The 16,327-nt window shown below is 36.8% G+C and carries 13 protein-coding genes and 1 pseudogene; 7 read left to right on the forward strand and 7 right to left on the reverse strand.

Annotated features, from left to right (window positions below; genetic code table 11):
• Positions 1-266: 266 nt before the first annotated feature.
• Both LZP46_RS16070 and LZP46_RS16075 read left to right on the forward strand, forming a co-directional pair.
• Entirely contained in the window at positions 267-584 is a 318-nt protein-coding gene (locus tag LZP46_RS16070) for a plasmid mobilization protein (protein WP_236095287.1), read from the forward strand.
• 2 nt (positions 585-586) lie between these two features.
• On the forward strand, positions 587-3,445 hold the full coding sequence (locus LZP46_RS16075; RefSeq protein WP_236095289.1) for a relaxase/mobilization nuclease domain-containing protein: 2,859 nt from the start codon (positions 587-589) through the stop codon (positions 3,443-3,445).
• Between the two features lie 1,086 nt (positions 3,446-4,531).
• Here the strand turns inward: LZP46_RS16075 and LZP46_RS16080 are convergent.
• Both LZP46_RS16080 and LZP46_RS16085 read right to left on the reverse strand, forming a co-directional pair.
• Positions 4,532-4,831, reverse strand: coding sequence for a hypothetical protein (locus tag LZP46_RS16080; protein ID WP_004778793.1), 300 nt, complete (start codon positions 4,829-4,831; stop codon positions 4,532-4,534).
• Positions 4,832-4,833: 2 nt separating this feature from the next.
• On the reverse strand, positions 4,834-5,472 hold the full coding sequence (locus LZP46_RS16085; RefSeq protein WP_004897614.1) for an AAA family ATPase: 639 nt from the start codon (positions 5,470-5,472) through the stop codon (positions 4,834-4,836).
• Between the two features lie 500 nt (positions 5,473-5,972).
• Here LZP46_RS16085 and repM point away from each other — a divergent pair, with 500 nt between their 5' ends.
• Positions 5,973-6,920, forward strand: coding sequence for a replication initiation protein RepM (gene repM, locus LZP46_RS16090; RefSeq protein WP_214129024.1), 948 nt, complete (start codon positions 5,973-5,975; stop codon positions 6,918-6,920).
• A 342-nt stretch (positions 6,921-7,262) separates the two neighbouring features.
• Here repM and LZP46_RS16095 read toward each other — a convergent pair whose 3' ends face one another.
• On the reverse strand, positions 7,263-7,427 hold the full coding sequence (locus LZP46_RS16095) for a transposase (protein WP_081401805.1): 165 nt from the start codon (positions 7,425-7,427) through the stop codon (positions 7,263-7,265).
• Positions 7,428-8,764: 1,337 nt separating this feature from the next.
• Complete coding sequence (locus tag LZP46_RS16100) at positions 8,765-9,010, reverse strand: hypothetical protein (protein WP_004776736.1); 246 nt, start codon at positions 9,008-9,010, stop codon at positions 8,765-8,767.
• Positions 9,011-9,159: 149 nt separating this feature from the next.
• Here LZP46_RS16100 and LZP46_RS16105 point away from each other — a divergent pair, with 149 nt between their 5' ends.
• The 3 genes from LZP46_RS16105 to LZP46_RS16115 all read left to right on the forward strand — a co-directional run bounded on the left by LZP46_RS16105 (position 9,160) and on the right by LZP46_RS16115 (position 11,604).
• Positions 9,160-9,384 (forward strand): helix-turn-helix transcriptional regulator, encoded by a 225-nt coding sequence (locus LZP46_RS16105; protein WP_004676219.1) that lies wholly within the window; start codon positions 9,160-9,162, stop codon positions 9,382-9,384.
• 390 nt (positions 9,385-9,774) lie between these two features.
• Positions 9,775-10,485: a hypothetical protein gene (locus LZP46_RS16110; protein WP_178319482.1), complete on the forward strand. Its 711-nt coding sequence runs from the start codon at positions 9,775-9,777 to the stop codon at positions 10,483-10,485.
• A 12-nt stretch (positions 10,486-10,497) separates the two neighbouring features.
• Positions 10,498-11,604, forward strand: a complete 1,107-nt coding sequence (locus LZP46_RS16115) for an ImmA/IrrE family metallo-endopeptidase (RefSeq protein WP_178319481.1) — start codon at positions 10,498-10,500, stop codon at positions 11,602-11,604.
• A 48-nt stretch (positions 11,605-11,652) separates the two neighbouring features.
• Here the strand turns inward: LZP46_RS16115 and LZP46_RS16120 are convergent, their stop codons facing one another.
• Positions 11,653-11,967, reverse strand: a complete 315-nt coding sequence (locus LZP46_RS16120) for a BrnA antitoxin family protein (protein ID WP_236095290.1) — start codon at positions 11,965-11,967, stop codon at positions 11,653-11,655.
• A 195-nt stretch (positions 11,968-12,162) separates the two neighbouring features.
• On the opposite strand from LZP46_RS16120, the pseudogene LZP46_RS16125 reads away from it, so the two are divergent.
• Positions 12,163-12,435: pseudogene (locus LZP46_RS16125) on the forward strand (replication initiation protein RepM); the annotation flags it as partial.
• 70 nt (positions 12,436-12,505) lie between these two features.
• On the opposite strand, the gene LZP46_RS16130 reads toward LZP46_RS16125, so the two are convergent.
• Complete coding sequence (locus LZP46_RS16130) at positions 12,506-15,739, reverse strand: type I restriction endonuclease subunit R (protein WP_214129023.1); 3,234 nt, start codon at positions 15,737-15,739, stop codon at positions 12,506-12,508.
• Between the two features lie 83 nt (positions 15,740-15,822).
• Positions 15,823-16,299: a hypothetical protein gene (locus LZP46_RS16135; RefSeq protein WP_178319478.1), complete on the reverse strand. Its 477-nt coding sequence runs from the start codon at positions 16,297-16,299 to the stop codon at positions 15,823-15,825.
• Positions 16,300-16,327 lie beyond the last annotated feature (28 nt).

Genomic DNA, 16,327 nt, shown 5'->3' on the forward strand with positions numbered 1-16,327 from the left:
TATATAAGCCAATTTTTCTGAATATATTCTATTACAGAAATGGTAAAACTTGACCCATTTCTAATTTTTGAATTACTGAAAAATGTAACATTTTGCACTCAAAAAAAAATATAAATCATTCATTATTTTCATTAACGTCGTTAATTCACTCACTGACCATGACCACCACTAAAAAAGTACAGGATGGGACGATGTATATCACATCGTCCAATTCACAAATCTCGAGCTCGCTTCGCTCGGTCTCAATTTGCATACAGTAGAAAAAAATGAAAGTTAAAGCATTAAGAAAAAAACAAATCATTGTTCGTTTAACTGCAGATGAACATCAGCTCATCAAAGATGCCTGTAAGGCATTACAGATGAATCAATCTGACTACATACGTAAAAAAATTTTAAGTGATGACTACGCTCAATTGATTGATCAACGTGATATTCATACGATCAGAATTCTTGGGGTTGTCCTTCCAAAAATACTGATTGAACTCAAAGATAAAGATTTGATCCCCGAAGAATTATGTGACATTACAGAGCTCGTGCATGAGTTGAAAATCATTGTGCGTCGACTAAATGACCAGGTACGTTAGACATGATTATTAAAGTAATTCCAAACACCTTAGGCACTTCTGTTGAAAATCGTATCAACGGTTTATCAGACTACATACATAATCCAAATCAAACGCGTATCGACTACCTCAGTGACTATATTACTCAGTTGCATGCTAGCTTTAGTCATGAGCTCATTTCTGAAAAATGTGTTTACTCGAATTCACGTAACTTTCTGGATGACAATATTGAGTATCAAAAAATTGAAATGTCACAAACTGCCAGTTTGAATACACGCGTGGATGACCCAATTGTTCATATCGTCGGAAGTTTTAAAAAATTTGAAGTCCCAACGACCCAGGAATTAGAAGAACAAATCGATATTTTAAGTAAACATCTCAAAGCAGATGACTTACAAATGCAGTATGCATTGCACATGGATACAGACAATGTACACTTCCATTTGATCATTAACCGAATCCATCCATACAGAAAAAATAATCATAATGAACATCAAGCGGTGGATCTCGGAGATGGTTGGATCTTAAATGCAGTACATCGAGCTGTTGCAGAAATTGAAGCAAAACAAGGCTGGGAACCTGAGCCAAATCCTCTGTTTATCTATAATCATGAAACTGGCCAATGTGAAAAAAACATCAACCACATATCAAATCCTGATGCATTTAAAATCAGTGCAAAGATTCGTGATCAAGAACATCGACATCAACAAAAGAGTCAGTTGCGCAATGACATTGCGACTGCAGGCAACTATCAAGCTGACCTTGAAAAAACCATTCAGCCTATCCTAAACGATGCAAATAGTTGGCAGGACTGGCATCAACAATTAGCAGGTTTAGGAATTTTGTATGAGCGAAAACGTAATGGTAGTATTTTTAAAATAAAAACTGATGATCAACAGTCTCTGACGTTTAAGGCTTCTTTATTTTGCAATAAACAAGTCACTTTAAAGAATTTGGAAAAGTGTTGGGGGGAGTTTACACCTCATCACGTTGATCAGATCAAAATCTATCAGCCCAAATTGAATGCGACAGCTCAGCACACTCCACATGAATCCTCAAAGATCTCTGCTTATCATTTATTCCAAAGTGAAGACTTTTTGGTTAAGGAGCTTCATGACGCTTATCTCAAGATGAAATCAACTAAAGATGTTTATAGTCAGAATCGTCGATCTAAATATCAGGATATCAGCTTCGAGAATGAACTTTATAAATACAATAAATCTTCTTTTTTAAAGCAACATCAAAAGAAATTTCCAGAACAGTCTACTGATACCATTTATACCCTATTGCATTATCAGCATCAGGCAGAACAACTGACCACCAGAGCTGAAATTAGAAAAGTATTTCTTTCCCAAAATCAAAATTTAAGCCAACAGACTTCTGAAAAACTATTTGATCAAAATTTTTTGTCTAGAAACTTTGATTCAACCCAAATTACCTCTTATGCTGATTTTTTAAGATTTGTTTCACCAACTAATCCTATATTGATACAACAACAATTTCTATTTGATCAACGTCAGTCTAAGAATTTTATTTATCAAGAAGATCCAGATATCAAGACTGCCAAAATACTGTTTGATTCAGAAGATCATAAAGAGCCTATTGGGATTCAAAATAGATATGGAATTCTGGTCTTTAGTAATTATTCAATCACCCGATTACAGCAATGTTTAAAGAATTTACATCCCGAGCATGAAGTATCAGTTCGAGGATCATCAGATTTTAAAAACTTATTTAAGATGCTGTCCCAACATAAATCCAATGAAATTCAAGATACAAACAAAAGTAGAACTCTGCCTGCTCTCTCAGAATTATCATTAGAGCAACTCCAAATTGGCTTCAAGCAACTCTATCAACATTTTAAGACAACAGGCGAATGCAAAAGCACAGCACTGATCAAAACTGGTTTACTTCTGAACTGTTGTGGCATCAAACTGAGCCAGCTCACATCTATTTTAGCAACATGTATTCAAAAGCATCAATTGCCTCAGCTTAATCAAGACGATCAGAGTATCTTGATCCAAAGACTGCATAACCTGATCTATACACAAGCTTCAAAATTAAATAAAAAATATTTCAACTCAAATGACATTGAGCAAACCTGGCAATTATATTTTTCTTTACAACATCAGCCTATGATCAACGAAAAATGCCATACCCTTGTTATAACCAACGATGCTTCGCAACATTTGAAAGACCTAACACTTATACCTAAAAATAAAGTGAACAAATCCTATCAACAGACAGAATCTTTATCTGAACTAGATTACTTACAGATGTTTGAGTTTTACGAATACAGTAGAAAAGCTAAGCTACAAAAACAACAGGAATTAGAGCGGAATAATATCTTCACGAGGCCAAAAGAAACATTGAAAGATTCTGATCAAATTTTACAGTCAGCTTCCCCTATTAAAAAATATCGTATCGAATACAGATTTGGAGAAACATTTTATATCGATCAAGAGAAAGTCGCTTTTTTTGAAAGCAAAAAAACTTTAGATATTACAGTAGTCAGCCAACAGCTTGACCATATTCACGATGCCTTATTATTAGCTAGAGATAAATTTGGGGTTGTATTGGTCTCTGGTACAGATGACTTTAAAAGACAGGTGCAAGAAATTGCACGTGCAACAAATATAAGAATCGAATTTGACCACCCATTAGCAATAGATCGTCAAGTTGAAAGCTCAGCGAACGATAAGATAGATCACAATATTGTGCACCAAATAAATGAGCACAAGACTGTTATTCCTAATTCGCCTCCAACATCACCAACTATAGAAGATCAAACAGACCTCCTCAATAAAGAGAAATCTACAACATTAGACAAAAATTCTAAGAGTCTAAACCATACAAATGATAGCCTTGATTTTGGTTTCTAATACTCTTAAATAGAATGCAGGAAGAATGAATAATTTTCTAAAAAAAACTAGATTTTCCATCTTTGTTGAGTTATAAAATCAATAGCCCCCTAGTTTTATAACAGACTAGTTGGTTAGCTAGAATTAAGGCTAGCGGGAGAAAGTCACTCTTATTTAAAGACATGAAAGGATAACTCGTTTTTTACGTGTTTTTCGTGTGCTCTAAATAAGGTTAAATAGTGAAATCTTCGCAACTATACAATACATTTCTTCTTAATATTCTTGATAAATTGGTTCACAATTCATCGGATAGCTTTACTGTCTCTTTTATTAATATAAATAATTCTAATATGTTAGAAATATTTTGTGACTCTCTTCTTTCATTTCATTTTTTTGGATACAAGTATATCGGTAATAAATACTATAAAGTACATAATGGTTTAATTTTTAGCTACACTGTAGACCACGGAAAAAAAATTATTACGTTTAAATGTGATTTGAAAAAAGAAATATCTGGGTTGGACTTAATCACTAAAAAATTGTATTTAAATCGAATTTTATTCAATAGCAATTAAAATTAAAAATAGTCAAATTAATACTGAAAAGTTAATTTAACTATTTTTTCGTTTTTTTTTTTTGTAAGCGTCCGCTGAACACACCTTATGAATTCATCCTATAAGCCTTAATTTAGTCCCCACTTAAAAACAAGTGGGGACTACAATTTATGACTACAAATCACCAGACATCCACCGCATCTCTTGCGAAAACGAAGAACATACGTTGTGGTAGCCCATGAATTAACAGTGGCATAAATCTAAAAATTAAATTTTAATATATTATGAAGTTATGAAGTTATGAAGTTATGAGGTTATGAGGTTATGAGGTTATGAGGTTATGAGGTTATGAGGTTATGAGGTTATGAGGTTATGAGGTTATGAGGTTATGAGGTTATGAGGTTATGAGGTTATGAGGTTATGAGGTTATGAGGTTATGAGGTTATGAGGTTATGAGGTTATGAGGTTATGAGGTTATGAGGTTATGAGGTTATGAGGTTATGAGGTTATGTTATTTAATCTTATAGATTAAATAACCTGTTCCCTTCTCATTTTATTTAAAACTTTTATCAACTAGTTGCTTAAAATCTTCTAAATTCTGCTCTGCCAGTGATTCTAAAGCTATTCTTACAATACTAGATCTGTTAACACGAGCATTATTACTTTTGATAATTAACTCATCGATTAACTCACTTAATTCTTGATTTAAAGAAAAGGTACAACGAACGAATTTCTTTTGTGAAACTTCTAGGTCCTTAACTCTTTTATCAGCTCCAGATATAAAGTTTTCAACCAGTTTATCTTGATCCGAAAGATCGTCAGTTTTCTTTTTTAAACCGCTAAGACCTGCCATAATTACACTCCTAAAAACTCTTGAGCTATCCCTTCAATCTCTGCTTTTGCCTTTGGATCACTTGTTACTTCAAAAACAGATAAGCCATTTTCATCTGCATCATCATAAACATTTCGGTTTGTCGTGATTTGGTCTAAGGCTTTTATTCCAAACGATACACAGGCTTCTTTAGCATCTAAAATTCGCTGTACTTGTGACGGTAATGTTGGGCATTGTGTAATGATTGCTCTGGCATTCAAATCTGGATTCACTGCTCGTGCCAGTTTTAATACTTGTTCCATATGATCCAAAGTCTTTAGATCTCTACGTTTAGGTCTAAAAGGCAATAGCATATGTGTTGCTATAGTCATAGCAGAGCGCAATGCTTCTGAATCTTGCCCACCAGCATCAATGATAATATCTTCATATCTTTTTGATAAATCTTTTAAAACTTGACGAATATTGCCTGAAGCTTGTACAGATGGGATATTTTTCAAATCCTCATTCTCATCACGTTCTTTAATCCAGTCAGTTGTTGTACCTTGAGGATCTGCATCTAGAAGCAGAACATCTCTATTCTTTTTTTGTAAATAAACCGCTAAGTTTTGTGCAAGGCAGCTTTTACCAGCTCCGCCTTTTTCACCACCTACTAAAATAATCATAAGTTATGTAAGTTACGTAATTTCGTTAAAAACAATGTACAAGTTTCAATCTCCTGAATCAACTATTGTGAAAAATAAAGTTAAAAAATAAAGTTATCCACAAGTAATGCTCTTTTTTAATTTTATATATATTTTTAAATTTATATTTATAGAACCTTTGTATGCCTTATGTAGTCTAGTTCTCAGAGGATTCATATGGACGTTTTCCTGACAATAAGTGGACATTTTCCTTTATTTAAATAGACGTTTTCCTGACAATAAGTGGACATTTTCCTTTATTTAAATAGACGTTTTCCTGACATAAATGGACATTTTCCTGATATAGATAAGACTTCTTGCGTTGGTCAAAATTTAAACATCTTAAAGCTACATTTAATAAGGTCTTAGCCAATTCAAAAATTAGGGTATTACCCATACTTTCGCAAGATGTTTATAGATATTCCATTAATGGTCATTAAGTGTTAATGTCAATTAATGATATTTGTTTCTCTAATCACAATATGGCAAATCTAATTTATAAAGATAATAACTTGATTGAAGCATCTTATGCGTTGACTTTGTCTGAACAACGCTTAATTTTAGTTGCGATTATTGCAGCTAGGGAAATTGAAAAAGAGCTTACATCGGATACCTTGCTAACAATACATGCATCTGAATACATGAAGCACTTTAATTTGGGTCGTCAAGCGGCCTATGAGGCTCTTCAGGGAGCGTGTGATAACTTGTTTGAACGTAGACTCACCTATAAGGCCATAGATCCTGTTACAGGTAAGCAAGCGGTCTACAAAAGCCGTTGGGTATCAAAAGTTGGCTATGTTAAAGAAGCTGCATGCGCTCAACTAATTTTTGCTCCTGATATTTTACAGCTTTTTGTAAAACTTGAAGAAAAATTTACCCGTTATGAATTAAAGCAAATTTCTCAATTATCTAGCGTATACGCTATACGGCTGTATGAACTTTTGATTAGATGGCGTAGCAAAGGTAAGCTATATATTAGTATGGTTGAATTGCGTGATAAGTTAGGTCTACTTGAAAATGAATATAAAACCATGGGTGATTTCAAAAAGCGTGTATTGACGGTTGCCATAGATCAAATTAATAAACTTACTGATATTGACGTTAGTTACGAGCAGAAAAAAGAAGGAAGAACAATTACACATATCGAATTTTCTTTTAATCAAAAAGCTTCCTTAATTGTTAGTGATAAGGTACTGGAACCGACATATCAGTTGACACCAAAACAATCTATATTTTTCGCTCAAAAATTGTGTGACCTTATCAAATATCCCGAATTCGGGGGAAAATATGCCAATGTAGGCGAGGAGATCGAAGCGTTTAAAGAAAGGATTTCACTTGAACTTCTCGACCCTGAAAAGGTAAAAAAGTATTATTCTGATTTGTTAAAAGTGGGCTATAAAGAAAAATATAAATCAGAAAAGTTATCGTAACCTGAATAATAGAAATTCTTATTTTGAACGCTACCAACCTACAGGAAAAATTTAGTCTGCCCTGGTAATGAATAACGCTAAATTTGCAGACTGTAATATTTGAAGTGAGGAGTAGACCCAAGCTTCACTGCAACAGATCATAGACTTCAAATGATGAGCTATTTTGATTCTTGGGTGCTTTCAAATAAAGAGTATGGCATGTGCGATAAGTATTTTTTGCCTGAGCAATTCCTGAGAACTTCTGCGCTTTTTCATCCAAACCTTTACTGAAGCTGTTTGATATTTTTAACAGCGAATTATAGTCAATCACACTGAAGACCTACGCATTGGTTTCCACGGCAGTTACTCCAGCATCCTACATAATAAATTTGGCGAAATGCCATACAGTCTGATTAGAGAAGAAACAGATGAGCCTGGTTGCATGGTCATAGCAATAAATTGGGCTTTTTCGTGAGCTGAAAAACGCTGACGACACTGAACTGATTTAATAACTTCAATACGTTCCATAGAACACTCCTTAATTCTAGTGCTATGACTAAGTCTTAATTGAGAAGTGTCCGTTTTAACTGGAGCTATTACATAAACCGCCAGGGATTGATCTGTAATGAACATAAAGCTTTAAACTTACTTAACTTACTTAACTTACTTAACTTACTTAACTTACTTAACTTACTTAACTTACTTAACTTACTTAACTTACTTAACCTTAATTTATATAACCTCCAAGAGAGTTATGGGATGGGAAACTACTTCCTGTCGTTCTTGTCAGGGATTTGTCCATATATGAAATGCAGTGCTGAAAAATTAAAGATCTAGCTGACCAGAAGAACCGTCAGGGGCTGATCTATCAGAGATATAAATTTATAAAGTTACATAACTTACGCAACTTATGATCTTATGAAACGCTGAAGAGAGTTATGAGATTGAAAACTCTCCCTATATTTCTTGTCAGGGATTTGTCCATATATGAAATGCAGTGCTGAAAAATTAAAGATCTAGCTGACCAGAAGAACCGTCAGGGGCTGATCTATCAGAGATATAAATTTATAAAGTTACATAACTTACGCAACTTATGATCTTATGAAACGCTGAAGAGAGTTATGAGATTGAAAACTCTCCCTATATTTCTTGTCAGGGATTTGTCCATATATGAAATGCAGTGCTGAAAAATTAAAGATCTAGCTGACCAGAAGAACCGTCAGGGGCTGATCTATCAGAGATATAAATTTATAAAGTTACATAACTTACGCAACTTATGATCTTATGAAATGCTGAAGAGAGTTATGAGATTGAAAACTCTCCCTATATTTCTTGTCAGGGATTTGTCCATATATGAAATGCAGTGCTGAAAAATTAAAGATCTAGCTGACCAGAAGAACCGTCAGGGGCTGATCTATCAGAGATATAAATTTATAAAGTTACATAACTTACGCAACTTATGATCTTATGAAATGCTGAAGAGAGTTATGAGATTGAAAACTCTCCCTATATTTCTTGTCAGGGATTTGTCCATATATGAAATGCAGTGCTGAAAAATTAAAGATCTAGCTGACCAGAAGAACCGTCAGGGGCTGATCTATCAGAGATATAAATTTATAAAGTTACATAACTTACGCAACTTATGATCTTATGAAACGCTGAAGAGAGTTATGCGATTGAAAACTCTTCCTGTACTGCCATACATACAATACTAGCGAACAGCCCAAAGAATGATGCCGACTATGGAAGGGATTCATCTACTGAACCTTTAGCTAAAAAGCTATTTGCAACACTACCAATTTTTCCTCTTTTATAGCGTTTACTCTGATTTAAACTGCTACAAAAGAGGAAAGATTATTCATCAATTAATAGTCAAAGTTAAAGAAATTTTCTGGGAAACAAGAAAGAAAAGCTTTTTGAATATCACTGTATTCACCTTCTGGATGTTCCTCTAAATAACGTCGAGTCCAAATTAGCGTGGCCTCATAATCGTTAAAACTCTGATCTAGTTGTAAAAAAATCCAGAGGTCATGTGCTTTTTGAATGAAAAAGTCATTAATGATCATCAGTGCAATTTTCTTTTCAGTGTTTGAATTAGGATATGAGTACATCGTATGTTTCTCCTATAGAGATGATAAATAGATTAGTTGATAAGCTATTTATAACACATAAAAAATGTGCTTGTCACATTTTTTATGTGTTTTTTGTAATTTTATGGTCTGTGTTATACTTCTAATCCAAATAAATTGTATTTATCACCATGCCGTACGAAGAATTTCAAAGACTTATGGGAAAAGCAGGTCTTTCAATTAAGGAATTTGCTACCTTATTGGACATGAACCCAAATTCCATAACTAACTATAAAAAGATCGGAAAAGTACCTACACATATCGCTGTTCTGGTTTATTTGCTTTCTAGCATGAAAGATGAGGGTGTAGACTTTTACCCTATTTTTGAAAAAATTAAGTCGTATTCAAAAGACTAAGACTCTCGTTTTTTGATTGTTTTAAGCTGTTAGTGATGACGTAAAAAATGCCTGAAGTTCAGGCATTTTTTTCGTTTCAGGGACTTATAAACCTCGATAAAACTTTTAAATAAAATTTCGAGTTTTGAGAACCAGAGGGCTTTGTTGCACAAAGATTTCATAACTATATGATTTTAAAAATTTTGATTTTTTTTGATCCAAAATTAAATTTATTTAAATCAGATGCTTACATATTTATGCAACAAAGCCCCTAAAAATTAGAAAATATTCCTAATTAGAGTTTCGATTAAAAGTTTTTAATTTTAATAAGAAAATATATTTTAAATGTCTTTTTTAAAACATCAAATGATGTTATAAAATGGACATTCGCTATTTTAGGACATATATCTCATGAATTTAAATCTTCTTGATGAAGACTCAATGCAACCCTCTGAACCCACGCCCTGCGACTTTTTCAAAGGCGAAGATGCAATCACAAAAGCAAAACTATTAGGATTACCGGATCTTGAGTTAGTAAGACAAGCCATCATGATTGGTGATGCTGAATTTAGGACAAATACTTACTATAACCGCGCTCGCTTTATCGCACGGTGGGGAAAAATTGGAGAGCAACTTGCTTTGCTGCTTCGACAATCTGATCCTGATTGGGTATTCCATAATGACAGTCAGCCAAGAATTGAAAATACAGCGAAGAAAATACAAATTATTTTTATGAGTGGCAACATTGCCTTAGGAATTGCTGACCAAATTGTATCAGCACATTGTAAGAAAGGGTTTATGACCTTAAAAAATATTAAGGAAAACCAGTCCAGTTATGATGATGAGACAAAATTACGGACATGGATCTTATATTTTCCTTCCGCATCTCATCCAGCTTATATCAGTACTGATATCCCGACAATTCCTTTTGAGTTTGCATATCCAACCAGTTTTGTTCAGGATCCAAAAGCTCAAAAAATCTCTATTTTGCCTAGTAACCATACTTGCAGAATCGCCTTCGAAATAGATAATACACTTCCTGTGAAAGCTGATCCTAAGCCAGTATTAGAACCATCTGATGAAATTAAACCTGATGATTTTGATATTCAGCTTGTAATTTAATCTGAGGTTAATGTGTTTAATAAAGATCGTTTACGTATTGCTAAAGAGTTACGCGGCCTTAGCAATACCGATTTCGCAGACAAATTAAATTGCTCTATCTCTAAGGTAAAGCAACTTTTGGATGTGGAAAAAGAAATCAGTGAAAATGATCAAAATGATATATGTCGCGTATTAAATTTACCTAAGTCATTTTTTACAAGTAATGAAATACAACCACATGAAACAGACCAGATCTTTTATAGATCTGTTGCCCGTATCAAGGCACAACATAGAAAAGCTAATGAGGCGTACACACTTTTAGCAATTAGTATTAATAAATACTTGAATCAAAAGGTAATGTTACCTAAGTTTCAGCGCCCAGATTTAGATATCACTGAATTTTTGGGAGAGCCTAAATATGCTGAACATCTAGCATCAGAGCTAAGGGGCTTATGGGCTTTAGGTAGTCAGCCCATTAATAATATAGTTTCATTGTGTGAGCTAAAAGGAATACGTGTTTTTAGATTGCCTACAGAAATCAAAGAAATTGATGCGCTATCTTTTTTTGATGATGAAAGTGGTAGTCCTTTCATATTTCTAAATACATTTAAGTCAGCGGAAAGAGCTCGTTTTGATTGTGCCCATGAACTTGGCCATGTTGTTATGCACACGCATAATAAGAAAATTCGTGTCAAGAAAGATAACCGTGCTCTTGAAACTGAAGCGGATCAATTCTCTTCTGAATTTTTAATGCCAACAGATGCATTTTTTGCGACTGCGCCACGCTATCTTTCACTCGAAAATATGATCGAGTATAAGAAGGTGTGGCGAACGTCTCTAAAATCCATTAACTACAAAGCTCATAAGCTTGGACTAATTAGTGACTGGGTTAATCGTAGTAATTCTATTAAGATTAACTCATTGGGTTACAACATTAATGAACCTGAGGAAACTCACCGTGATGAGAGTCTCATGTTACCCAAGATTATGTCTGTTTTAGCTTCACAAGAAAAATTCGATAAGAATCAAATGCTTGACGAGATTGGAATTTCTGAAAAAGATTTTAATCAGTTAACATTTGATACTTTAGAAAAAGTTGAGCTACCAAAGAAAAAACACAAGTTATATCTAGTCGATTAATTTAAATTGATATTAACTTAATAAAAATGCGAGCTTAAGCTCGCATTTTTATTGATGATTTTTTAATTCTTTTAGCATGGCATCCCGTAAGATTTCATTCATACGTGTTTGATAACCTTTTCCCTGTGCTTTGAACCAAGCAAGCACATCAGCATCTAAACGAATAGATGTTTGTTGCTTCACTGGACGGTAGAATTGATTTTGGCGTACAGCATTACTCCAGTCGGTAATTTCAGGCATATCTGATAGATCTAGCTGATCGTCAGAAACTGTTCCCTTAGCAAGCAAGCGTTCAATTTCAGCATCTTGCTTGTCGCTGAATTTTTCATTCAGTTCTTTGCGTGAGTGTCTAACCATGCTCATATTTATCTCGCTCCGCTTTTGTTACCTGTCTTGCACTAATAATTCTGAACCGTACCGGGTTTGTCGGAGACTTTTTTATTTAAGTTAGGCCACCTGACCTAACGGGTTAATCTTATCATAGTACATTGCTTCAAACTCAAAAGGCGATACATAACCCAGTGCACTGTGTACACGCTTTTTATCGAACCAATCTAAAAAACAGGTCGAGTAATTAGTGGTTTCTCTTTTTCATTCAAACCTAAGCAACCTGTGGATGCAATTACGCATAATAAACCTAAGAAATTGACAGATAAACAGATTCAATTCTTTGCCAACAAGCTAGCTCACCATGATCCATTTGCAAGCAAAAAAGCTGCAGTAGGGGAAAGCTATGCTGATCTAGAGAAAAGGCTTCTGATTGAACTACAAGATGTCGAGTTTGTCAGAAAGTATGCTGGTGTTCTCAAAGAGTTAGGCCTAGAGGTATGATATGCAACTAGATTAGTTGTTATGTAGAACTAATCTAGTTTTGTAATAATTTCAATTTGATTGCAAAGAATTAAGCGGCAGATAACTCATCTGCCAACTGCTCTGCCTGTTCCAAGACAGTCTCTGTTGCAAGCAAAGCCATATCAGGTGGGTAGCCATACTTCTTGAGTAATCGTTTCACAATAACTCTGAGTTTCGCTCTCGCAGATTCCTTAACAGTCCAATCCAAGGTTACATTCTTACGAATCGAGTCTGTGAGGACAACTGCAAGCTCTCTAAGAATATCCTTTTGCATCAACTCTCTAGCACTGTCATTGTCTGCAACTGCTGAATAGAACGCATATTCATATTCAGTCAGGTTGAGTTCCTCTGCCATTTTGTCTGACTCTTGGATTGCCTTAGCCAACTTGATGAGTTCATCAATCACTTCGGCTGCAGTCAGTACCTTGTTCTGATAGCCCTTGATCGCAGAGCTCAGCATCTCCATGAGCTTTTTACCTTGCGTGACACTGCGCTGCTCTCGCATCTTGATCTCATCGCCTAAGAGCTTCTTGAGGGTCTCTAGGGCAATGTTCTTGTGCTTATAGCCTTTCATCTCCTGCATGAACTCATCAGAGAGAATGGAGATGTCTGGCTTCTGGATACCTGCAGCATCAAAGATGTCGACCACCTGTTCAGTCACCAATGCCTGATCAATGGTCTGTTTGACCTTGGCTTCCAGTTCAGCATTGCTCATGCCGGAGACTTTGCCTGAACCATCACTAAACTTGATTAGACGGGCTTTGAGTGCCTGAAAGAAAGCAACTTCAGGGGCAGCTTCCATGGCGGTTGGATGCGGTGTTGCCAGAGCAAAGGCTTGCGACATGGCAGAGACTGCATTGAGGAAGCGGGTCTTGCCTTGCCCTTGGTCGATACCCAGTACATGCTCTTCAGCTTCCAGGATGATGGTCAGCTTGCGCGAGGTATTGGCCGTGAAATATTCCCTGTAATTGAAGCCATGCATGATGCCATCCAGCACTTCCAGCTTCTCTTGCAGGATGGTGACCGCTTCGTCTTGTACTAATGCCGGTTCACCCTTGCCGCCAGCTTCCGAATAGAAGGCGAGGGCTTCTTTCAGGTCGGAGGCAATGCCGAGATAGTCCACCACCAGCCCACCGATCTTGTCTTTGTAGACACGGTTGACGCGGGCAATGGCTTGCATGAGGTTATGACCTTTCATTGGCTTGTCGATGTAGAGCGTGTGCATACTCGGTGCATCGAAACCAGTCAGCCACATATCACGAACAATCACGAGCTTCAGCTTGTCATCATTGTCCTTCATGCGATTGGCCAGAATTTGACGCTGCTGCTTGGTCGTATGGTGCTTGGCAATTTCTTCACCATCCGAAGCAGATGAGGTCATCACCACCTTGATTACACCATCATGCAAGTCATCGCTGTGCCATTCTGGTTTGATTGCTACAATCTCGTTGTAGAGGTCTACCGCAATCCTACGAGACATGCTGACAATCATGCCTTTACCTTGGTTTGCATTGGCTTTTAGACGCTGCTCAAAGTGTTCTACGATGTCTTTGGCAATGGTTTTGATACGCTCTTTACTACCAATAAGTCCTTCGACTCTTGCCCACTTCGCTCGCTCTTTTTGTGTCTGGTTTAGATCGTCTTCGGTGAATTGGTCGTCAAAGTCCTCAATCAGTTCTTTGCCTTCCTCACTGATGGCAATCTTGGCCAACCGGCTTTCATAGAAAATCCGAACCGTTGCACCATCTTCAACTGCTTGTGAGATGTCATAGATGTCCACATAGTTACCAAAGACTGCAGGCGTGTTGACGTCAGTCTTCTCAATAGGTGTTCCTGTGAAGCCAAGGTAAGTGGCATTCGGTAAAGCATCACGCATGTACTTGGCAAAACCATAGACTGTCCGCTTACCGACAACCTTGCCATTCTCGTCTTTGACATCGACCTCTTTTGCATTGAAGCCATACTGAGAACGATGTGCTTCGTCTGCTATTACGACAATATTGGTTCGGTCTGAGAGTTGCTCATAGACACTGCCACCATCATCAGGTTGGAACTTCTGGATAGTGGTGAAGATCACCCCACCTGAACCCACCTTCAGCAGTTCTTTGAGCTCATCTCTATTCTCTGCTTGCTTCGGTGTTTGTCTGAGTAGTTGGCTTGATGCTGCAAAGGTTCCAAACAGTTGGTCATCTAAGTCATTACGGTCTGTAATCACAACAACAGTTGGATTATCCAAAGCCAAGACAATCTTACCTGTATAGAAAACCATGGACAGAGACTTGCCTGAGCCTTGTGTATGCCAAACAACACCTGCCTTCTTGTCACCTACTGCTTGTTGTTGCACAAGTTCGAGCTTGCTTCTACCTTGATGCTGCATTGCGACTTCTGCAGATTTCGAGTCCGAGTTCACTGCAGATGCACGAATAGTAGAGAGGACTGCTGCATTCACTGCATAGTACTGATGATATGCAGCCATCTTTTTGATGGTTTTAATGGTGATCAAGCCATTGGCATCTTCTTGTTTGTTGGATTCAAACACAATGAAGTGCCTAATCATGTCCAGTAAGGTGACTGGATTGAGCAAACCATGAATTAAGACTTCTAGCTGTGCCTGCGTATTCTTTGCTTTGGTTTGACCATTAGAAGTCTTCCACGCCATGTAACGACTCAGGTCTGCTGAGACAGTCCCTGCTTTCGCCTCTAAACCATCAGAGATGACGTTAAAGGCATTGTAGGTGAACAGACTAGGGATTTGGCTTTGATAAGTCTGGATCTGCTTATATGCGCCATCTACAGTAGCATTTTCATCAGTAGCGTTCTTGAGTTCAATGACTACCAATGGTAAGCCATTCACATACAGGATCAGGTCTGGTCGTCTTGTCCAACGATCTTCTTTGATGGTGACTTGGTTGATGACTAGAAACTCGTTATTGGTTGGGTTGTCGAAGTCGATCAGCCAAGCATATTCACCTTGAGTGTTGCCATCTTTACTGACTTCAATGTTTACCCCTTCGGTCAACAAGCGATGAAATGCTTGGTTGTTACTGAGCATATCAGGGGAGTGCAGATTGGTGACTTGCTTCAGTGCTTCAAGGCATTTGTCTTCGCTCAAATGAGGATTTAGACGTTGTAATGCTTCAAGCACTTTGGCTTCTAAGATGACCTGCTTATAGCTTCGCAGAGGATTGCTTCCCTTGGATTCAATCTCAGGACCATACACATAGGTATAGCCCATTCCCTCCAGTTGCTCTATCGCCATCAGCTCAATATCTGATTCGGTCATCTTAGTCACTTGATTACTTCCCCCTAAACTTGTCCATATAACCTGGACTCATTAATTGTTATCTGATGTAAAGCTGAGAAACCTTATTCATCGTCCTGCACGTTATAGCCATACTTCTGCACAGCTTTATCAATAGAGCCCTCAAACTTATGGCAAGCATAGAGATAGAGTTCAGCATCAACCATCAGTACTCCAGGAACACCTAAACCATCATTGAGTGGAATCAGAGTCTTTTGTGAACCTATCTGAACTGTTGGTCGTTGGTATGAGCAACTCACAGTGACTTTATGTGGAGATCTGTTCCAGTCAATTTTCTTGGCTTCCCACTCACGACTACCGCCCAGCAAGGTGACTTGAATCTTGGATTCTGTCGCAGTCTTGTTCAGTTGTTTGTAAGAGACAAACTTAGCCACTGAGCAAGGAGAGTGATAACAGGTTTCTATGACTTTACCTTTTTGTATGCCGCTATGATTGAATTTAGCCGGTGCTGCTTGAACGGTTGCAGCAAAGCTAACTACAGCAATCAAGCCAAATCCCATTTGAATCATGCGCTTTATCATTCTGTTTTTCCTCTTTGTTCTCTTTTAC

Origin of the sequence: Acinetobacter sp. SCLZS86 (assembly GCF_021560715.1) — a bacterium.
GTDB lineage: Bacteria > Pseudomonadota > Gammaproteobacteria > Pseudomonadales > Moraxellaceae > Acinetobacter > Acinetobacter towneri_A.